Source organism: Phytoactinopolyspora alkaliphila, assembly GCF_010550695.1.
In the GTDB taxonomy this organism is placed as follows: Bacteria; Actinomycetota; Actinomycetes; order Jiangellales; family Jiangellaceae; genus Phytoactinopolyspora; species Phytoactinopolyspora alkaliphila.
On sequence record NZ_JAAGOB010000008.1, the window covers coordinates 115,874 to 136,110 of the forward strand.

The 20,237-nt window shown below is 67.5% G+C and carries 14 protein-coding genes; 7 read left to right on the top strand and 7 right to left on the bottom strand.

Annotation, left to right across the window (positions count from 1 at the left end; translation table 11 throughout):
• Window positions 1-49: 49 nt before the first annotated feature.
• Complete coding sequence (locus tag G1H11_RS15840) at window positions 50-970, bottom strand: NADP-dependent oxidoreductase (RefSeq protein ID WP_163819558.1); 921 nt, start codon at window positions 968-970, stop codon at window positions 50-52.
• A gap of 88 nt (window positions 971-1,058) precedes the next feature.
• On the opposite strand from G1H11_RS15840, the gene G1H11_RS15845 reads away from it, so the two are divergent.
• From G1H11_RS15845 to G1H11_RS15855, 3 genes are all read left to right on the top strand, one after another.
• Window positions 1,059-1,997, top strand: coding sequence for an AraC family transcriptional regulator (locus tag G1H11_RS15845; RefSeq protein WP_163819559.1), 939 nt, complete (start codon window positions 1,059-1,061; stop codon window positions 1,995-1,997).
• Between the two features lie 81 nt (window positions 1,998-2,078).
• Window positions 2,079-3,239 (top strand): helix-turn-helix domain-containing protein, encoded by a 1,161-nt coding sequence (locus G1H11_RS15850; protein WP_163819560.1) that lies wholly within the window; start codon window positions 2,079-2,081, stop codon window positions 3,237-3,239.
• 365 nt (window positions 3,240-3,604) lie between these two features.
• Window positions 3,605-4,360: a methyltransferase domain-containing protein gene (locus tag G1H11_RS15855; protein WP_163819715.1), complete on the top strand. Its 756-nt coding sequence runs from the start codon at window positions 3,605-3,607 to the stop codon at window positions 4,358-4,360.
• A gap of 171 nt (window positions 4,361-4,531) precedes the next feature.
• On the opposite strand, the gene G1H11_RS15860 is transcribed toward G1H11_RS15855, so the two are convergent.
• From G1H11_RS15860 to G1H11_RS15885, 6 genes are read right to left on the bottom strand one after another with little or no spacing between them, the layout of a single operon-like run.
• Window positions 4,532-5,908 carry a hypothetical protein gene (locus G1H11_RS15860; RefSeq protein ID WP_163819562.1) on the bottom strand — a complete coding sequence of 459 codons (1,377 nt, stop codon included), beginning with the start codon at window positions 5,906-5,908 and terminating at the stop codon, window positions 4,532-4,534.
• The gene (locus G1H11_RS15865; protein WP_163819564.1) at window positions 5,905-6,762 is read right to left on the bottom strand and encodes an amidohydrolase family protein; all 858 of its coding nucleotides are present in this window, start codon (window positions 6,760-6,762) and stop codon (window positions 5,905-5,907) included. The genes G1H11_RS15860 and G1H11_RS15865 overlap by 4 nt, the downstream gene beginning before the upstream one ends.
• Window positions 6,759-7,550, bottom strand: coding sequence for an amidohydrolase family protein (locus G1H11_RS15870; protein ID WP_163819565.1), 792 nt, complete (start codon window positions 7,548-7,550; stop codon window positions 6,759-6,761). The genes G1H11_RS15865 and G1H11_RS15870 overlap by 4 nt, the downstream gene beginning before the upstream one ends.
• Window positions 7,543-9,981, bottom strand: coding sequence for a heparinase II/III family protein (locus G1H11_RS15875; protein ID WP_163819566.1), 2,439 nt, complete (start codon window positions 9,979-9,981; stop codon window positions 7,543-7,545). The genes G1H11_RS15870 and G1H11_RS15875 overlap by 8 nt, the downstream gene beginning before the upstream one ends.
• A complete protein-coding gene (locus G1H11_RS15880) occupies window positions 9,978-11,012 on the bottom strand; it encodes a Gfo/Idh/MocA family protein (protein WP_163819567.1) in 1,035 nt (344 codons plus the stop codon). The genes G1H11_RS15875 and G1H11_RS15880 overlap by 4 nt, the downstream gene beginning before the upstream one ends.
• Window positions 11,012-12,337, bottom strand: a complete 1,326-nt coding sequence (locus G1H11_RS15885) for an ABC transporter substrate-binding protein (protein WP_163819568.1) — start codon at window positions 12,335-12,337, stop codon at window positions 11,012-11,014. Before G1H11_RS15885 ends, G1H11_RS15880 begins: the two co-directional genes overlap by 1 nt.
• A 301-nt stretch (window positions 12,338-12,638) precedes the next feature.
• Here G1H11_RS15885 and G1H11_RS15890 point away from each other — a divergent pair, with 301 nt between their 5' ends.
• The 4 genes from G1H11_RS15890 to G1H11_RS15905 all read left to right on the top strand — a co-directional run bounded on the left by G1H11_RS15890 (window position 12,639) and on the right by G1H11_RS15905 (window position 20,210).
• Window positions 12,639-13,655 carry a carbohydrate ABC transporter permease gene (locus tag G1H11_RS15890; protein ID WP_163819569.1) on the top strand — a complete coding sequence of 339 codons (1,017 nt, stop codon included), beginning with the start codon at window positions 12,639-12,641 and terminating at the stop codon, window positions 13,653-13,655.
• Window positions 13,652-14,491, top strand: coding sequence for a carbohydrate ABC transporter permease (locus tag G1H11_RS15895; RefSeq protein ID WP_163819570.1), 840 nt, complete (start codon window positions 13,652-13,654; stop codon window positions 14,489-14,491). Before G1H11_RS15890 ends, G1H11_RS15895 begins: the two co-directional genes overlap by 4 nt.
• Window positions 14,492-14,578: 87 nt before the next feature.
• The gene (locus G1H11_RS15900; RefSeq protein WP_163819571.1) at window positions 14,579-16,111 is read left to right on the top strand and encodes a hypothetical protein; all 1,533 of its coding nucleotides are present in this window, start codon (window positions 14,579-14,581) and stop codon (window positions 16,109-16,111) included.
• 460 nt (window positions 16,112-16,571) lie between these two features.
• Window positions 16,572-20,210: a LamG-like jellyroll fold domain-containing protein gene (locus tag G1H11_RS15905; RefSeq protein ID WP_216843810.1), complete on the top strand. Its 3,639-nt coding sequence runs from the start codon at window positions 16,572-16,574 to the stop codon at window positions 20,208-20,210.
• Window positions 20,211-20,237: the final 27 nt, after the last annotated feature.

Consider the following 20,237-nt stretch of genomic DNA (forward strand, 5'->3'; position numbering starts at 1 on the left):
GCACCAAGATCCGTGCCCAGTCAATGGTGGTTCCTCGGTTGACGCCCCTTCAGGGGGTGAGGATGATCTTACCCCGGAGACGGCCCGCCTCCGAGTCCCGGTGCACCGATGCCAGATCCGCGAGGTCGAGGGTCGCGGCCACGTCGATGCGCACGTTGCCGGCGTCCAGGAGCCCGACAAGCTCGGCGAGCTGCGTCGTGTCGTTGCGCGCCACGAAGCGCACGGTCCGCACCGAAGGATCAGGCGACTCGATGGGGACGGTGACGGAGACCACGATGCCGCCGGCCCGGACCAGGGTTACCAGGCCGGCGGCCAGTTCAGGCTCGGTCGCCACGAGGTTGAGGACGGCGTCGACCGGTGAATCGAGCGCGTCGTCCAGGGCCGTGACGGTGTAGTCGACGATCTCATCGGCGCCGAGCCGGCGGAGAGTGGCGGCGCTGCGCCGGCTCCCGGTCGCGATGACGTGTGCTCCGGCGTGCTTCGCCAGCTGGACGGCGAATCCCCCGACGCCGCCCCCAGCGCCGTTGATGAACACGCTCTGGCCGGGCGAGATACGGGCATGCTCGAACACCGCCTGCCATGCGGTGAGACCGGCGAGCGGTATGGCGGCAGCCTGAGCGAGGGGTACGGCGACGGGCGCCCGTGTCAGGGTGTCGGTGCGGACAGTGACGTACTCGGCCGCAGCGCCGCCGGTGTCGACCCGGCCGATGACGTGGTCTCCCGCGGCGAACGCGGACACCCCGGTTCCCAGCTCGGTCACCACTCCGGAGGCGTCCCAGCCGAGCGTGTACGGGAACTCCACGGGAATGACGGAGCGCAGGAAACCGGAGCGCAATCCCACCTCCGACGGGTTGAACGAGGTGGCCGCGACGCGGATCAGTGCCTCCTCCGGACCCGGGACCGGACGTGGGACCTCTTCGAGGCGGATGACGGACGCATCGCCGTATTCGTGCATTCGGATAGCTCTCATGTGGTGAACCTATGCTTGGCATCGAAGACGAGCTATACGTGATCGTCGCTATTTTCTACGCATACGTCTCGTGGCACATACTGTGACTATGGACGTGCTCAGCGACGTGATCGCCGTCATGCGAACCGGCCAGCCCCGGTCAGCCCGGGTCACGTGGCACGCGCCTTGGGCGCAGCGGTTCGCATCCGTACCCGGATCGGCCGGCTTCCAGGTGATTCTGCAGGGACCGTGCTGGCTCCTGTCCTCCGATGCCGAGCCGGTGCCCCTGGCTGCCGGGGATGTGGTCCTGATGCCCCATGGCCGCGGACACACCCTGGCCGACAGCCCGTCCACCGCCGTGACCGCGCCGGCCTGCGACCCGACCAGCCCCGAGTTCCTGGAACATCGCACCGGAACCGGCACCGTCGGAGAACCCGGCACCGGCGCCGCGGTCACCGTCACAGTCTGTGGCGCCTATCAACTCGATCACGCCCGCGCTCACCCTCTGCTGAGCGACCTGCCCGATCTCGTCCACCTTCCCGCGCACCTGGGCAGGCATCCGGAGCTGCGTGCCACCGTGGACCTGCTCGCGACCGAATTGGAACGACCTGGCCTCGGCACGGACGCGATCGTTCCCGCACTGCTCGAGACGCTGTTGCTCTACATGCTGCGCACGTGGTTTGATGCTCAGCCGGCCGACGGGGCCGCCACCGGCTGGGCGGCGGCGCTCAAGGATCCCGCCGTCACGGCCGCGCTGCAGACGATGCACCGCGAGCCCGCGCGACCGTGGACGGTGGCGACGCTGGCAGCGCATGCGGGGCTGTCCCGGGCACCGTTCGCCCGCCGGTTCACGGCGGTGGTAGGCCAGCCCCCGCTGAGCTACCTGACATGGTGGCGGATGACCACCGCCGCACGGCTTCTCCAGGAGTCGGACGCACCATTGAACGCCATCGCCGGCCGGGTCGGATATACCTCCGAGTTCGCCTTCGCCAACGCGTTCAAACGCCAATACGGCGCTCCACCAGGACGATACCGGCGAACTGTATAGACACCATTGGACATCGCTTCGGACGTAAAATTGCGATGTTTGGGACGTCCCAAACTGGACAGAATCCGATATGCTGTCCGCATGCGTGCCGAGAGTCTCCAGGATGCCGGGCCCGGGAGTCGCGCAGCGTTTCCGGCCGTCTGTTGCCTTCTGGTCGACGTGGACGGGTTCCTCCCGCGTGCCAGCCGCGCCATGGATGGCTGGGCGGAACGGACCCGGCGCTCACTCAGCCGCATCATCGCCGGTGAGGTACAGCGGGTAAGGGGAGCACGGGTCGAACATCTCCCTCCGGACGAATGGCTGCTGACTCTTTCCTCCCCCACCGTCGACCAGTTGGAGCTGCACGCGGACCAGGTCGCCACGGCGATCCACCGCACGGCGCGCTCCAGCGGCGACATCACGGTCACGGTGGCGGTGGGCCGCGCGGTCACCGGCGCGGACGCTGTCCCCGACGCGATCTCGTCCGCGCGCCGGGTGCACCGGTCGAAACTGGCACTCGGACCGGACCGGGTGATCCAGCATGACCGTCGGGCGCCGCGCGATATCCAGGCACCGCGCGATATCCAGGCACCTCACGACGTCCACCGTGAACTGGCCCGCGCGATCGGCCGCGGCGAATCCGACCGAGCCACCCGCCTGCTCTGCGACTGGTTCGACCGCGCGACCGCCTCCGTGGACGGCGACGACGAGCTGGTGCGCCGCTGGCTGCTCGGGCAGGTCCTGGCCACCACGGCGACCCTGGACGGCCGTCTCGGCGTGGGCACGGCTTCGGACTGGATGGCCGTCTGCGAGGCGGTCCCGTATCCCGCGCTCGCCGACCTCGCCGACCTGCACGAGCCGGCCACCGTCGCCACGTGGGTTGAACGCGTGGTCGACGCGCTCGTCGCCCGCCACCGGAGGAGCTCCACCCGCCCGTCCACGCTTGAACTGGTGCGCCGCCACGTCGACGAGCACTTCACCGACCCGGCACTGCGCCTGAAGACCGTGGCGACCGCGGTGGGAGTGAGCCCTTTCCACATCTCCCACCTGTTCCGCGCCGAACTGGGCACCACGTTCCGCGACTACGTCACCCAGCGCCGGATCCGGCACGCGCAGCGGCTGCTCCGGCAGACCCGGCTCGGCATGGCTCAGGTCGCGCGCTGCAGCGGCTTCGGCACCCCGGTCCAGTTGCGCCGGGTCCTGGTCCGCGAGACCGGCGCCACCCCGTCCGCGGTCCGGCAGTCCGTCCGGGCGCGAAACTGAGAAGCCCCCCGAGGAGTTGTCCGGCGCAACGCTGGAAGGTTCCCGTCAGCAGTGGAAGAGTCCGTGGGCCAGGGGCCATACAAGCTTCCACCGCTGACGGAACCTTCCACCGTTGAGTCAGCGGGGCTCCAGTGTTATCTCGCAGGACATCGGTGACGAATCTGTGTCGGGACATCGGTGACACTTCATGTCTCAAGACATCGGTGACACTTGCGGGGATTGGTCGATGTCTGGCACGCGTCACGGACCGTCCGCTCCGCGGCATGCGCGGACGCGTTGCCCTTGCGAAAACCATTGGTGACCGACTTGCTCCGCTGATGTACTGATGGCCACCGTGAGTCTGCCGCGTGACGGAGGTAGTAGTTGTGAGTGGCTATGACGCGCTTGCCGAGGTGTACGAGTGGCTCATCTCCGATGCAAAGCTGGCTCCGGCCGAGTTCGCTGCGTCGTTCGATGACGTCCTCAGTCTCCTGCCGTCGAACGCTCACGTCCTCGATTGTTCGTGCGGGACCGGACAGTTGGCGGTTGGCCTCGCCGGTCTTGGCATGCACGTTGTCGCAACTGACGCCAGCGAAGCGATGGTTCGTCGGACTGCGGAGTTGTCTGAGGAGTTCAGGGCATCTGTCCGGACAGTGCGGGCGGACTGGCAAGAGCTGCCCGACCGCTTCGACGACGCCACTTTCGACATGGTGTTCTGCGTGGGCAACTCGCTGCACCATGCCGTGGGCGCGAGAGGCAGAGTTGTTGCTCTGGAGTCGATGTCACGGCTTCTGCGCCGTGGCGGGCGCTTGGTACTCACCTCCCGCACGTGGGAACTCGTGAGGGCCAGAGGTTCCCGGCTGGACATCAGTGATCGACTCGTCCGCCGGAACGGTCGCGCTGCCGTCGTGGTCTACCGCTGGGAGATTGCGCCGCATTGGGAGGAGGAGCACCACATCGAGATTGCGGTCGCGCAAGTTGATGCAGCTGGGTCGGTTCTTGTCCACTCGGAACTGCTGTCGTGCTGGCCCTACCGATACGACGAACTCGAAGTCGAGTTGCACCGGGTCGGACTCCAGACGGAAATGAGCACGTTCAACCTTGAGGCCGAGAACTACATGGTGGTGGCGAGCAAGGTATAGACAACGGGCTCTCAGTCCGTGGCCGGATCGCGCGGTTGCAACCAGGAGGCTTGCGCCCCTCTCATCGCCATGAGAGGACGTTCATGCGCGTCCGGACTCTCGTCCGCCAGGGCCGGGGAAGTGTCACCACGAAGTAGCCCCGACGTGTCACTGATGTCCTGAGACATGACATCAGCGGGGCTCCAGCCGCTGGACGAGCAGCCGGAAACGCTGCCGTGGCCGCCCGCCTCCGGGCGACGGGGCCGGCGGCATCGTCCATGCCAGACCGGCTGCCACCAGGCTGTTCAGAATGCGCCTCCCGCTGCGCAGCGTGATCGACAGTGCCTCGGCGACTCTCGCGGCGTCCACGATCAGCGGCTCGGGCTCCGTGTCCGGCAGCGCCATGATGATCCGCCGCAGCAGCTCACGCTCGTGCGAGTACTTGTCGTCGGCGATAACGCGCTCCCGTCGGCGCGACCGGGGCGGCAGTCCGACCACGGCTCCGTCCGCACCCACCACCTGTGCCGGGTGTCCGGCGTGACTCTGCGCCAGCCCCAGCGCCCGCTGGGCGTTCGCGTCGGCCTCCTGCACGGTGCGCCCGCTGCCGATGCCGACGAAGGCCCGGAGACCCAGGGCGGCCTGGAGCCGGTCCACGAACGGCGCCGTGTGAAGGTTGTCCGTGAGCTGGCGAAGCGCCCCCGCCGTGGCGGTGATGCCGAACGTCATGCCCTCGTAGGCGAGCAGCGCCGCGCCGGCGGCTTCCACCTCCTCCAGCAGCAACTGGTGCACGGCCAGCCGGGCGCCCTGCAACCGGTAGTTGCTCCAGCCCCAGTGCCCGGAGCCCTCCGGCGAGGTCACGTGGACGGTCATCAGGACCAGTTGAGCTTCCTCCAGCAGTGACCCGGTCCCCATCAGCGCGCTGGTCACCACCGCGTTTCGCAGGTTGGCCGTGGTCGGCGCCATCCGCACGGCCGGGATCCCCTCCGCCTCCAGCCTGTTCGCCACCGATTTGACCGTCGTGAACGCCGCCGTCGTCGCGCCCGACCAGTACAGCTCGGCGTGAAACCGGCCGAAACCGTCCACCGACGCCGGACCGTCGTACGGAGCGATGTGCAGCTCGCTGGAATCGCGGCCGATGTCGGCGTACGCCTCACGTACCTCCGCTACCGAGATGGAGTCGATGCTGATTCGTTCCATCTCGATGTCTGGCCGGGCCGTTCCGCGGATCAGCGCCGAGAACAGCGACGTACCGCTGATCGGCACGAACGTCGACGGAATCGGCAGCTGGTCGGCCGCCAGGTCGTACTGCAGCGGGCCGGTGAACAGGATGATGTCAGCCTGCTCGCTCACAGTGAGTGCCCGCGCGAGCAACTCGGAGTCGGCGTGATGGGCCGCTCCGACCAGCCGGACGTTGCCCCCGGCGGCGGTGTCCAGGCTGAGAATGCTCTGCACCACGTCCGGTGGTCCGACGACGCCGATTGTCACCGGGGCACGGACCTGGGCCAGGTGCTCGCCGGCCGAGGCGGAGCGTGCGGGGAGCTCAGCTGGCGGGGAGGCGTCGTCGTTCACGGTTGCCAGTGTGCCGGATCTTTCTCGAGACGGTCGAGGAGGGCGGCGCCCGAGTGCCCGCCGGCCAGGACGCCCGCCATGGTGCCGCCGAGCACAGCCTCCCGGTCCGCGGGGCCGAGCTCGGCGAACAGCACCCGGCCCAAGGACATGCGCAGGTCGATGAACGGGAAGTCGGAGCCGAACACCACCTGGGCCGCGCCGACCGCTCGCACCATCTCGGCGATCGCCCGGCCGTGGTTGTGCGAACCGCACAACTCCAGCAACACCCCCGGATGCCGTCGCGCCAGCTCGATCGCACGACCGAAGGAACTCGGCGCCACACCTGAGTGACCGGCCAGGATCCTGGCCCGCGGGTGATCGGTGGCGACCCGGTCGACGTGCGACAAGTCGTCGAACTGCGAACCGGCCCACGTGTGGGTGAGCACCGGTCGGCCGGTCCGTTCCGCGAACTCCCACACCGGCCGGTAGCGGAGCCCGTCGAGCGGATACTCGTGCAGGTCAGGGTGGAGCTTGACGCCCACGAAGGACTGGTGCCCGCTCCACCGCTCCAGCTCCGCTTCCGGATCCTGCCATGGATTGATCACGACGTAGCCGGCGAACCGGGACGGGTGTGCCTCGCACAGCGCCGCCGTCTCGGCGTTGCCGGCCTCGGTGTCCAGCTCGACCGCCAGCATGCTCGAGACGATCGCGCCGGAGACACCGCACCGGTCCATCACCCGCAGCATGGCCTCGCCGCTCGGATCGGCGACGAAGAACCTGTTGTACGGCCCGAGATGGGCATGGGCGTCCAGGATCGGGGCCCCGCTCCAGGGTTCGCGGCTCAGCACCGATCCGGCAGGGGCACGGCTGTTCATCCCACCTCCAGAACAGGTCGGGACGCGGCGAGCAATTGCCGCATCGTGTCTCCGCCGATGGCTCGCACGGCGTCGTCGTCGAGCTCGGACCAGAGCAGCCGGAGCACTGCCTCGCCCGGGTCGCGCACCGGCTGCCCGGTGCCGAACACCAGCCGGTGCGCTCCGAACCGGTCCACCAGAAACTCCAGCGCCAAGTGCCCGGAGAGATTGGCCGTGCAGAGCAGCACCCGCGGACGCCTCTCCAGCAGGCCGCACAGGCGCCTCAGCTCCCGGTAGCCCACCTCGGTGAGGATCAGCCAGAGCTCCGGATGAGCGGTGGCCACCTGTTCCACCGACCGCCAGTCCGTCTCGGCGGCGTCGATCAGCAACGGCAGCCCGTGCCCGGCCGCCGCTTCCAGCAGCGGCGCCATGTCAGGTCCGGCCAGCTCGAAGCCGTGCGATCCGGGCCGGGTGGTCAGCAGCCCGACACCACTGGCCCGCGCTTGCGCGACCAGCTCCGGCCCGGCCGGGAACTCGCCGCAGGTCGGTGGCAGGGCGGTCCAGCACGGCCGTAACCGAGGCTGGTCCGCGACGTCGGCGAGCAGCCGCGCATTGCCGGTCACGGGGTCGTGGTGGGTCGCCAGCGTGTGGGCGACCACGGCTTCGGAGATGCCGTAGCGATCGAGCCCGGAGACCGTGGCGCCCGGCGTACCGGTGCCGACGTCATGGGCGGGGTGCCGGCCGAGTGATGCCGAGGCGTCGAGCAACCTCAGCGGCTCGGCCGGCACGGTCGCCGAACGGTCAACCATGCGTTCCCTGCCATTCGATCTGAACCGACCAGGTGCCCGCGGACGGTAGCGTGATCCTGCTCGGACCAGCCGCCGCCTCGCCCACCACCACACCGTTGACCACGATCTGTCCGCCTCCGGGGTCGCCGAGAGGTGGGTCCACCGTGACGGTCGCATGGCGGTCCGTGACCAGCTCGGCGGTGAGAACACCGTCGCCGGTCCGGCACCACCACGCGCACAGTCCGCGGCCGCCGATGGCGGGCATCGTCTCGCCACCCTGGCGTGTCTCCGGCTCGGGTTCTTCCGGATCGAGATCCCACCGCGCCAGCTCCACCCGCCCGTCGGCGTAGGCACGTGTCCAGTGTCCGGACCCGAACTCGTCGACGGCGCCCGCGATCCGGACGACGAGCAACTCGCCGCCGGTGGCCTCGGCCTCGACCTCGGGGGCCTGGTAGCCGAACGGGACCAGCACCGTTCGCAGCCGGGCGCACTCGTAGGAGAGGTGCAGACCGTGGATGGTGCCGTACTCGTCCGGCCGGGACCGCCGCGTGCGCAGCGCCAGGTCACGCTCACCGTCACCCTCGCCGTCGGAGGCGAGCGCCACCTGACTCGCCGGCAGACGGGCGGGTCCGGTACCGTGCTCGACGCCGCTCGGGCGGTCCACCGGCACCACGACGAGCCCCGGCGCGGCCTCGGAGACGAAACGGCGCCGGCCGTCGTCGTTCCACGGCGAGCGCCCGTGAATCGTCCAGGTGGATTCGACCGGCTCGTCCCCGAAGTCGTCGACCACCAGCCAGTACGCCGGATCGGAGCGCACGAAGACCATCCGTCGCCGGTGCCTTCGGACGAACGCGTCATGCCGTCCGGCCACCACGTCGACACCGTGCCGCTGATGCCGAGGTGAATTGCCTCCCAGCGTCCAGAACGAGTCCACCACGGTGTTCCGCTCGGACGAGTTCGGTTCGCCGTCGAGCACGACGCTGTTGTGCCCGCGACCGGCCTGGTACCACGTGTAGTAGCCGGGGTCGTCGTAGCTGGGTGGTCCGCCGGCCTCCCAGGCAAGCGCCTCCCCCCAGCCGGAGATGACGAAGTCCAGGGCGGCGTGGTGCGAATGCGGCTCCAGCTCATGCCCGATGTACGGGCCCGCGTTCACGACCGCCGTGAGATCGTCCACCGCCCAGCCTTGCCGGAGCATCGCGTATCCGCTCGGCCGGAGGAGCTCGCTTCGGCCGCTCGGCTCGATGCTCGGTGCGTTGAGGAAGAACTCGACCGGGTCGGTGCCGTCGGGGCGCGGCCCCAGCCAATCCAGCCGGTCGACGATGTGATCGGGGTCCATCCAGCGCTCGACCAGCCACTTCCACTCCGGCACGCCGTAGAGATGGTGACCGATCAGCAGCATCTCCGCCGGTCGGACGAGGTGCGAATCTTGCAGGTGAGGCAGCCAGCCGGCCGGATGCGCCATGTCGGCCAGCCACGCGTGGGCGGCGCGCAGCCGTGGGTGGTCGGCCAGCGGCCACTGTTCCGGGTCCGCCGAGAGCGCCGCGACGTGCAGCGCCTCCATGCACATCGTGTGGTAGGACGGCGAGCGCTCGTAGTGGCAGCCGTCGGCGTAGAAATCCAGCTCCAGGTGGTCCTCGATCCGGCGCCGGGCGACCTCGTTCCAGGTTCCGTGCTCCGCGAACTCCGGATACAGCGAGGCGACGTGTGCCAACTCGCAGACCGACACCAGCTGCCAGTTGCCGTTGCGGAACGTCACGTGCTCCTCAGCGGCCCAGCGAGCGCCACCGAGCAGGGACTTCATGGTCCGCCGCCACTGCTCGTCGGTGAACGCCGGCTCCGCGGAGAGCAGCGAGATCGCCTGGTTGTACATGCCGCTGCGGGCTCTGAGCCCGAGCGAGTACCAGACGACGTCCAGCCCCGGCCAGTCGCCTATCACCTGATCCCGGGCGTCGTACCACTGCGAGAACAGCTCACCGTAACGGGCGGCGTACCGCGCGTCCCCGGTCAGCGCATAAGCCTCGAGCAACGGCCGCATCCAGTACAGGTAGTGGAATCCGTAGAAACTGGACCGGCCGCGGCTGGAATCGACGAAATCGACGTCCTCGTTGAGCAACACCTCGGCGGCCTCGAGAAACCCGACTCGTCCGCCGCGGATGCCGAAGACGTGCCGGACCACTCGAGCGCTGCGCAGCGCGTCGTCGGCCGGCGGCGCCGACGGCCGCGACCGGCGCCTCTGTACCCAGCGCCGGATGTCGGCCACCGGGGACGGCGCCGCGCCACTCGCGCGATAGGCACGCCACTCGCGCAGCGCGCGGTCCGTGTCGTCCGCGGCCCTGGCTACCGTCTCCAGGCCCGGAAGCGTCAGATCGAGCGAGTCCACCAGGTGCCGGTCGGTGATGTGCCGCATCCGGGTCTCGTCGATGTGCGGAGGGCTCTCTACCCATCGGGTCATCCCGCCACCTGTTCCGCCACCGCTACCGGCGCTCCCGTCGCGATCGACGTGTGGGCGGCCGCCAGGACGGCAGTCACGTGACGTGAGCTCTCCACCGTGATCAGCGGCTCCACTCCGCGTATCGTGCAATCGACGAAGTGCGCGATCGCGTCCCGGTACGCGCCCGCGTGCACGCCGTGGACAGTGCGCTGCAACATGTTCCGTGGAAAGGCGACGCCCTCAGCCGTCGCCATCACGATGTTCTCCTTCTGGCGGTCCAGCTGGATCACGCCGTCGTCACAGATCAGCGAGACGTAACTGTCGACCATGGTCGGGAAGGTATTGGGGTAGATCCAGGCCGACTCGAATGTCGCTACCGCGCCGCGGGTGAACCGAGCCTGGATCTGGACGCCGTCCGGGGTGTCGATGCCCATCGAGCGAAGCTTGCCGTAGCGGGCGGTCGCGTACACCTGCTCGACTTCGTCGTCGAAGAGCCAGGTGATCAGGTCGATGTCGTGGCTGGAGAGGAACCAGGCGCAGGTGGTGTCCTGCGCCCAGCTGAGCATTTCGGTCGGCACATAGATGGTGTCGTCCTTGCGGGCGTACCCGACGGCCGGACTTCCCAGCCCGGCGATCAGGTCCTTGGCTTGCGCATACGCCGGCACCCAGCGGTGATTGAAGATGCACATCGCGGTCACGCCGGCCGCACGGACCGCGCGGACACACCGGTCGGCATCCTCCACCGACGTGGTGAACGGCTTCTCCACGAGGACGTGCAACCCTGCCGCGGCGGCCTTCACGACCACGTCGGCATGCAGATGGTCGGGTGTGGCCACCACCACCGCGTTCACGGTGCCGGATTCGATCAACTGGTCGTAGTCGTCGAACACGGCGGGCCGGCCGCCGAACTCGCCGGCGAGTTTCTCCGCTCCTTCACGGGTCCCACTGGCGATAGCCGTCACCTCGGACTCCGCCAGGGAGTCGATCACCCTGGCGTTGCCCGTCCCCATGATTCCAGCGCCGACGATGCCGACTCTGAGTTGCTCTGGCATTACTGAAGCTCCGCATTCCATTGCTGCTCGGCATTGTCAAGGGCGGTCTGAGCGTCGATGTCGCCTTGCAGGAAGGCCCGGATCTGCTCGCTGAAGAGTTCACCGAGCTGGGTGTCCTTGGACGTTCCCAACGCTCCGTCTTCCAGGTCCGGCAGCGTCTCGACGATGATGTTGCGAGCCACGTCGGTGGGCTCGTCGCCCTCGCTCTCGAAGAACGGGTCCTCGAGGGTCGCCTTGGTGGACGGGAAGATCGCCACGATCTTGCAGAACTCCAGCTGGTTCTCCGCGTTCGTGACGAACTTGAGCCAATCCGCGGCCGTCCCCTTGTTGTCCGAGCCCGACGGGATCGCGAACGTCTGCTGACCTTGCAGGCGCAGCTTCCCGTCCGGGGTGCGCACGCCCGGGGTCACCACGAGGTCCTCGTACACCTCCGGCGCGTTGTTCTCCGTATTGACAAGCTGGGCGGCCGGTACATTGACGACCATGCCGACGCGGCGGTTCTCCAGGTTCTCCGGCAGGTTCCGGGTGTCCTTGGAGATGGCGCCCGGGGCGATGGCCCCGGAGTCGTAGGCCGCCTTCCATTCCTCAAGGATCTCGAGAGTCTCCGGCGTGTTGAAGGCGGCCTGCGTCCGGTCCTCGTTCAGCATCTCCACGCCATAATGCGGCAGCACCAGGTGGTTCGGGATCGAGTTCATGCCGAAGACTCCGGCGTCCTCCTCCACCTCGGCGGCGAGGTCGAGGACCTCGTCGAACGTGGCCGGCGGAGCGTCGGGGTCGAAGCTCGTGCCTTCTATGGCCTCCTGCCGGTAGATGGCCACCGGCGACCCGCCGTTGTACCAGGGCAACGCGGTCTGTGCGCCGTCCCTCTGCAACGGTTCGTACAGCGACTCCTGGTACGCACCGAGTTCCTCGGCGGAGAAGTAGGCGTTCAGGTCGGTCAGCGACTCCTGGAACTGCCCGAGATCCGGGGAGCCGATATTGACTAGATCCGGTGGATCCCCTGCGGCCATAGCGGCCAGCAGTTTCGTGGCGAGGTCCGCGCCTGGGACATCCACCCAGTCGATGGTGGTGCCGGGGTTCTGCTCCTCATAGGCGTCGATCATGCCCTGGATGTAGTCGGCATAGTTGGCCTGAAGGTTGATGGTCCACCATTCGACCTCCCCGCCGAGTTCGGTCTCTTCGGCTTGCTCAGGCTCTTCTTCCGTGTCGGCGCCGCCGCTGATGCAGCCCGACGTAAGCAACGCCAGCGCGATCGCGGGCGCGGCCAGCGCGGCCAGCGCGGCCCGTCGTCGTATCGGCCGGACGGATGTGGGATCGGTTCGCATGGTCTCTCCTGAACGCAAAGGGTGGAATGGAAGCCATGGCGCGGCGCCGTTCGATGATGCGGACCAGTTTCGGACACGACGACACACAAGTCAATAGGCAAAGACTGAACACGTCGGCACTGCTGGCCATTCGCTTGCCCTCGGATCACGAAGTGCCTTGTCACATGGTTGACACAATTCTCGAGGGTTCAGGGGTAGACGGCATGGGGAGGCTCTGCTTATAGTCGCTGCGATGTTTAGGACGCATGATGAACCATTTCTCTACGACCTAATCTGAACTCAGGTCACAGCCGGAGGTGAGATGCCACAGCAGCCCGGAAGCGACGTACCAGAGCTGACGCCGGTGGTCGATCCGACCAGTCCGCATCCACCTTCTCAACGGGTGGACGCGCGGCTGTCACGACGCCGCCGAGCCAGCGCCCGGCCGCCGGGAGCATCGCGCTGGCGCGCACAGTCGAACCACCCCGCCATATGGACCCCGTGGCTGTACATGCTGCCCGGGCTGGCACTGTTCGCCATCTTCTTCGTCTGGCCGGCCGCGCAGGCCATGCAGCTCGCCTTCTACAAGTACAACGGCATCTCCGCCCCGGTCATGATCGGCACGGAGAACTTCGAGCGGATGTTCAACGATCCGCGCTTCTCCGAAGCCCTCGTCAACTCGTTCCTGTTCCTGGCCGGGATGATCCCGCTCGCGGTCGCCGTGCCCCTGCTGCTCGCCGTCCTGGTCAACCAGAAGATCCCCGGCATCCAGGCCTTCCGCCTCGCCATCGTGATGCCCGTGGTCGTCTCCATGGTCGCTGTCGCGGTCACCTGGAAATACGTTCTCGATGCCCAGGGCATTCTGAGCTGGATCGTCACCAGCGTCGGCATCGCGGACGAGCCGACCGCGTGGCTGCTGAGCAGTGACTGGGCGCTTCCCTGCCTGATCATCATCGAGGGCTGGAAGAGCATGGGGATCTACATGATGATCTACCTGGCCGGCCTGCAGGCGATCCCCGCCGACCTCTATGAGGCAGCGCAGATCGACGGCGCCGGCATCCGGCACCGGCTGATGAAGATCACCGTGCCGCTGATGATCCCGTACGTGGCCGTCACCTCCACCATGGCCATGCTCGACGCCATGCAGGTATTCACTTCGGTCTACGTGATGACCAGGGGTGGGCCGCAGGACAGCACGATGACCCTTGGCTATTACGTCTGGTCCAAGGCGTTCGAGGACTACGAGTTCGGCTACGCCAACGCGATCGCGCTGGTTCTCTGGGCCATCATGATCATCCTGGCCGTGGTCAACTACCAGATCACGAAGGAGCGCCGATGACGGTCGGAACCCGCCGACGCCGCGCGTCGACCCTCGCGGGCAACTATGTCTTGCTGCTCATCCTGGCGGCTATCTTCGTCGGTCCGTTCATCGTGCTGCTGGCGTCGTCGCTGAAGCCCGCCACGCAGGACGTCTTCTCCTTCCCGCCGGACCTCATCCCGCGTCCGCCGGTCGCGGATTGGTTCGTCCGGGCGTGGACGGTGATCGACTTCCCCCGCTACCTCCTCAATTCGGCGATCTACGTCGGGGTGATGGTTCCGGCATATCTGGCGATCTCAGCCTTGACGGCCTACCCGCTGGCGAGGATGAGGTTCCCGTTCCGCACGGTGATCTTCTTCCTCTTCCTGTCCACGATGTTCCTACCGGGCGAGCTGATGCTGATCCCGCGCTTCCTGGTGATCTCCGAGCTCGGGCTGGCCGATACCTACGCCGGTGTCATGTTGCCCGGCCTGCTCTCCGCGATCGGCATCTTCCTGCTGCGCCAGACCTTCGCCGGCGTCCCGCAGGAGCTCGACGACGCCGCACGCATCGACGGGTGCAAGGAGTGGGGGGTCTTCTGGCACGTCATGCTGCCCGCGGCCAAGCCGGCGCTCGCTGTCCTGGCCATCTTCGGCTTCATCTCGGTATGGAACAGCTTCATCTGGCCGCTGGTGGTCCTCAAGGACACCAGCAAGTACCCGATCGCGCTCGGAATCTCCTACCTCACCGGTGTGACCGGTACCGACGTCCGTTCGCTCGCGGCCGGCACGGTGATCTCGCTGATCCCGGTCCTGGTCTTCTTCATCATCATGCAGCGCCACATCCTCGAAGGCATGAAGGGCGCGGTGAAGGGCTGAGCGGCACCCCGCGCTCTCCCTTCCCGCACTCCACTCCCCTGAGCATTTCCTACCGTCCCCCTTCCCCTCACCCCCGGAGGAACGACGATGACCAGCTATCCCACCATCGGACGCCGACGGCTGCTCCAGGCCGGTGCTGCGCTCGGACTCGGCGTCGCAGGCGGCCTGGCGGGCGCCGTACCCGCCCGTGCCGCAACCCGCGACTACGCACTCAGGGCCACCTACGACTGGGCGGAGGCGTATTTCACCGAGCACGGCGAGGCTCAGCCCGACGTTCCCAACGAGAACCGCGGCTCGCTCGCCTGGGGCCAGTCGTACATTCTGCGCTCTTATCTCGCGATGTACGACGCCTTCGGTGACACCCGGTATCTGGACCTGATGTGCCGGAACGTGGACGCCATCATGGAGATCCGAGACAGCGAACGCGGCGTGACCGACTGGCGCGGCGAGTCACTCCCGGTGTGGCGAGGAGGGGCACCCTATACCGGCGGCGAGGTCGACGTCCCAGGTGCGAACGGCACTCCGGTGCTGCGCCTGCGCACCGCACAGGCCTACGCCGACGGCGTCACCGCGGAGGTGAGCCACGAGTCCGCCGACCGGTTCACCGTGGTCATCACCGACACCAGGATCGATCGGTCTGACACGTTCACCAACCTGACCATGGACGCCACCAGCCCGGACTTCGCCGTGTCCCGGATCCGGGCCGCCAGCCCCTCAGTGACCCGCGCCACCGCGGTAGACCTGCGATCGGACAACTCGCCGGCCATGCCGCAGGGCGGGACGTACACCATGACGTCCCACTACGTGACGTTCTCCGTGCACACCGGCATGGTCGTCGCCCCCATCGCCGAGTTCTGCCGGCTCGTCCGGAAGAACCCGAAGCTGATGCCTCGCTACGGCTCCAAGGCCGCCAAGTACCTACGCGCGATCCGTGCCGCCGTCGCATGCCACGATCACGAGTGGCGACAGAACAGCGAGGGCGAAGGCTGGTACGTCTGGGAGAAGGGCACGCCCCTCGCTTTCGACGGCTGCGAGATGCCGCACAACCAGTTCCTGGCGCTGGCCACGGCACAGGCCCACCTGGCCACTTTGGTCGACGACGGTCCCTACCACGACCGGGCGGTCCGGATGCTCACCGCGTTCCGCAACGACCTCGAGGTCCGCGGCAACAGTTACGTGTGGAAGTACTGGTGGACCAAGGGGCACGTCTACAACGGCTATACCCAGGCGGACGACGTCTCGGAGTGGACACCGGCGTACAACGGCGCTCGCCAGGTCGAGGATGGCTCGCACGCCGCGATCAGCGTCGAGGCAGTGCTCGCCGGTTTCCGGACCGGAATGGTGTTCGACGAGACCGACGTCCGCCGCATGGCCGCCACGTACACGGACGGACTCATGCACTACGACGAGGACGGCGAGGCACACGTGTGGTACCGGGTCGACGGCACCGCGAACCTCGGCCTGCAGGACCTGCAGGCCCCGCGCTGGGTCAACCTGGCCGCCTGGGACGAGCGGATCTTCACCCACGCCCGGGAGATCTTCAACCGGGAGCAGCCCGAGCCGGTCTTAGGCTCCTACCTGCTGAGCACGGCCTTCCTGGCGGCGCACAACGGTAGATAGATCATGACGCCGGTCGTCTGACGAGTGGATCAGATGGCGAAGAGGCATTCGCAGGCGCCGTTGTGTCACCTGATCGATTCGCGTCCACAATCTGAGATGTGATCAGGTGACACAAACGGGCCTCAACCACGGTGTTGGGCTCCTGATCAGCACCACAGTGGTGAATCAGACGACATATCGACGATCAGGTGACACAAACGGTGGGCGAAAACGGGTCTTGACCGCTCGAATGTTATCGCTCACAATGGTCGCCACGTACGCGAGCTCGCTCTGACGAAAATCCCCAGTGAAAACGGCCGGGCACTGTAGCCGGTTGTCGAACCGGTTCGACAACCCGCGCACACGACCGGCAACCGGAGAGGAGAAGCACGCCACCACCGTGGGAACGAAGCGTCAGACCAACGCCAGCGACAAGTCAGGAGCAGCAACGATGTTGCCAAACAAGCCAGGACGACTACGGGTGGGGACTGTGTCAGCAGTGGTGGCCGCCGCGCTCAGCGCCAGCTTGGTGTCCGCGGGATCTGCCCAGCCGGCACCCGAGGCGGCCGAGCCCCCACAGCCTGCCGTGCACTACGAGTTCGACGACGATGACGCCACCAGCAGCACCATCACCGATACGTCCGGACACGGGCGCCACGGCGCGCTCGTCAACGGCTCCACTGCCTCGTTCGTGGACGGCGCCGACGCAGGGCGCGCCCTGAAACTGCCTGGCGGCGCCCAGAGCTCCGGTGGCGCCTATGTCGACCTGCCTCGGGACGTCCTGAGCGGCGCCTCCGATCTGACCGTCTCTACCCGGATCAGGTGGGACGGCGGCAACGCGCCCTGGCAATGGATCTATGCGCTGGGCACCAACACCACCCGTTACCTGTTCAGCACGCCGTCGAACAACGACGGCCGGCTGCGCACCGCCGTCACCGTGTCCGGCGGTGGCGGCGAGGCACAGGTCACCGGTTCCGCGGCGCTCCCCGCCGACGCGTGGAAGACGCTCACCGTAACGCTCGATTCGAACGCGGGCCTCGTCACCACCTATCTCGACGGTGCGGCCGTCGGCACCGCCACGACCTCGATCAGCGCCGGCGAGCTCCTCACGGGTTCGGCGAGCCGGGCCGGCTACATCGGCCGCTCTTTCTACCCCGATCCCCTGTTCGCCGGAGCCATCGACGACTTCCGGGTCTATCACTCCGCGCTGTCGGCTGAGCAGGTGGCCGGTATCGTCGGCGAGGTGCCCGAGCCCGTCGCCCTCGAGCAGGACAGCTTCGACGTCCGGACAGAGGTCGGCGTCGCGCCGCCCCTGCCCGAGGCCGCACCGGCCACCTACTCCGACGGCTACGATCGCCCGCTCGCCATCTCGTGGCCGGACGTCGACCCCGGCGATTACGCACAGCCAGGGGCGTTCAGCGTGGCCGGCAGCGCGGGCGAATGGCCGGTGACCGCGGAGGTCACCGTGGTTCGTCCCGGGCAGATCAGCATCGACCTGGCCACGAACACCGGAGACTTCCACGGCGGTGCATCAGGCAGCCTCTACGGCCTGTACGGACCCGGGCTGCCTACGGACAACGTCATCGAAGGCATGAATGTCCGCACGGTGGCGACCAAGGCGCAGGACGGCGCGCAGCATCCCGGCTCCGACGCCCTCGAGGTGGTCAGATCCCTGGCCGACACCACCGGGGGCGACATCTACGTCCGCACTACCGACTACTACCGCGGCTTCCCGTATCAGTGGCCGGGTGACACACCCGAAGCGAAGCTCTCCGGCTATATGGAGCTAATGGAACGGCAGCTCGACCAGATCGCACAGCTCGACCCCGAGTACCTGGATCACATCGTCATCGAGCCGTTCAACGAGCCCGAGGGCAACATGTTCGGCACCGGTCAGTGGAGCTACAACCGGATCAGCTGGCTCAACGACCCCACCGACTACTTCCGCGCCTGGGACGACGCCTACGCGCTGATCAAGGAGAAGCTGCCTGACGTCAGGATCTCCGGCCCGAACACCAGCATCCTCTACAGCCAGGTCAAAGGATTCATGGAGCACGCGGTGGAATCCGGGACGGTGCCGGACATCATCACCTGGCACGAGCTCAGCCATCCGGAGCAGATCCGCGGCTCCGTGCGCACGTACCGGCAGTGGGAGCGGGAGGTCTTCGCCGGAACCGTGCACGAGGGCACCGAGCTGCCGATCAACATCAACGAGTACGCGTTCAACTACCACACGTCGGTACCCGGCCAGATGATCCAGTGGATCTCAGCGATCGAGGAGTCGAAGGTCGACGCGATGATCGCCTTCTGGAACATGAACGGCAACCTGTCCGACACGGCTGTGCAGGCCAACCGCGGCAACGGCCAGTGGTGGCTGTTCAACGCCTACGGCCGCATGACCGGGCACACGGTCGAGGTGGTTTCGCCGTTCCCCGGACAGAACTACACGCTTCAGGGCGTCGCCACCCTCGACGAGGAGAAGGCGCGGGCGACGACCATCTTCGGCGGCTCGGACGGGCCGGCGTGGGTCGAGTTCCAGAACGTTCCGGACGACGTGTTCGGTGACGCCGTGCGGGCGTGGATCAGGGAGATCCCGTGGACCGGCCAGATCGGTGACTCCGCGCCGCCCGCGCTCATCGCCGAGCAGGTCGTCGAGGTCAAGGACGGCGCGGTGGTGTTCAATCTTGGCGGTGACGGCCTGCCGGAGCTCAAAGAGTCGTCGGCCTACGAGATCGTGTTCACACCTGCCGGTGATGCCGAGCCGACCGCCACACCGCCGAAGCTCTGGGAAGGGTCATTCGAGGCCGAGGACGCCGCGTACACGGGCAGCGGCTACAGCCGCAACGGACCGGAAGGCTCACCGTCGGACGTGTCGAAGTTCTACACCTCCGGCCGCTACAACGTCGGCGGTCTGCGCACCGGCTCGGACGGCGTGCTCGATTTCACCGTCGACGTGCCCCAGAGCGGAACCTACGATCTGCGGGTCTTCGCAAACTCGCTCAACACGTACAGTCTGGTTCAGGAGCAGGGCCCGACCAACGTGTTCCTGCGGGTCAACGGCGAAGCCGAGCAGGAGATCTTCCTGCCCCTCGGCTACAAGTGGGTGGTCTGGGACTACACGGAGACGACGGTCGAGCTGACCGAAGGCGAGAACGTCATCTCTCTCGCGGCGCAGAGCCTGGACGGATCCGGGGTCACCAAGGGCGACGCGCTCGTCGACCGCATCACCCTGTCGCTGCCGAACCCGGACGCCTCCACCGCGGTCTACGAGGCGGAGCTGGCACAGCTGGACGGCGCCCAGCCGGTCTACGATCATGCGGAGATCCGCCGCCGGGGGGCGTCCGGCTCGGGCGTCGTGGAGCTCGGCAAGGGTGATTCCGCGACCTTCTGGGTGTATTCAGCCCGGGACGCGGAGTCGACCGTCCGGGCGTCGACACTGGGCGGAGGCCAGGCACAGCTGACCGTGAACGGCGTCGACGTGGCGCGAGCCGGCCCCGCGTCGTCGGCGGTGGCCGTGTCCCTGTCCGGCGGCATCAACAAGATCACGGTCACCGGCCACTCTCGGTCCACCCTGCTCGACCGGATCGAGGTGGCGGAGTCGACCGGGAATCTTCCCGAAGCGGTGTACCCGGCCGAGGATGCACGTATCAGTGGAACAGCCGCCGTTCAGGCTCTCCCTCGCGCCAGCGGCGGGTCGGCCGTCGGCGGCATCGGCGGGGAGCCCGGCAACGCGAACACCCTCACGTTCGAGGTGCAGGCGGAGAAGAAGGGCCTGCATGCCGTCCGAATCCGCTACTCCAACCTGGAGCAGTCGCCGGCGACACACTACAACCCGAACCCGATGGCCCGCCGCGCCGACATCTCGATCAACGGCGCGGCACCCGTGGAGGTGCTGTTCCCCAGCACGTTCCACGAGAACAACTTCTGGGTGCTCACCGTGCCCATGGAGTTGAAGAAGGGCTCGAACACCATCGAGTTCTCGTCCGAGGAGAAGCCGAACATCGACGGCGAGAGCTATGCGTCGGACACCTGGCCGGGCATCCTGCTCCGGTCCCAGTTCGCACCGGTGATCGACGAACTCACCGTCACTCCGTACAGCAGCGCCCGACTGGGCCGGTGACGGTGGCTGCCTGACGGCGAGGGAGTT

Bases quoted from the DNA above. Each gene is read 5' to 3' on its own strand.
- G1H11_RS15840 (WP_163819558.1), bottom strand. From the start codon at position 970: ATGAGAGCTATCCGAATGCACGAATACGGCGATGCGTCCGTCATCCGC.
- G1H11_RS15845 (WP_163819559.1), top strand. From the start codon at position 1,059: ATGGACGTGCTCAGCGACGTGATCGCCGTCATGCGAACCGGCCAGCCC.
- G1H11_RS15850 (WP_163819560.1), top strand. From the start codon at position 2,079: ATGCGTGCCGAGAGTCTCCAGGATGCCGGGCCCGGGAGTCGCGCAGCG.
- G1H11_RS15865 (WP_163819564.1), bottom strand. From the start codon at position 6,762: ATGAACAGCCGTGCCCCTGCCGGATCGGTGCTGAGCCGCGAACCCTGG.
- G1H11_RS15870 (WP_163819565.1), bottom strand. From the start codon at position 7,550: ATGGTTGACCGTTCGGCGACCGTGCCGGCCGAGCCGCTGAGGTTGCTC.
- G1H11_RS15875 (WP_163819566.1), bottom strand. From the start codon at position 9,981: ATGACCCGATGGGTAGAGAGCCCTCCGCACATCGACGAGACCCGGATG.
- G1H11_RS15880 (WP_163819567.1), bottom strand. From the start codon at position 11,012: ATGCCAGAGCAACTCAGAGTCGGCATCGTCGGCGCTGGAATCATGGGG.
- G1H11_RS15885 (WP_163819568.1), bottom strand. From the start codon at position 12,337: ATGCGAACCGATCCCACATCCGTCCGGCCGATACGACGACGGGCCGCG.
- G1H11_RS15890 (WP_163819569.1), top strand. From the start codon at position 12,639: ATGCCACAGCAGCCCGGAAGCGACGTACCAGAGCTGACGCCGGTGGTC.
- G1H11_RS15895 (WP_163819570.1), top strand. From the start codon at position 13,652: ATGACGGTCGGAACCCGCCGACGCCGCGCGTCGACCCTCGCGGGCAAC.
- G1H11_RS15900 (WP_163819571.1), top strand. From the start codon at position 14,579: ATGACCAGCTATCCCACCATCGGACGCCGACGGCTGCTCCAGGCCGGT.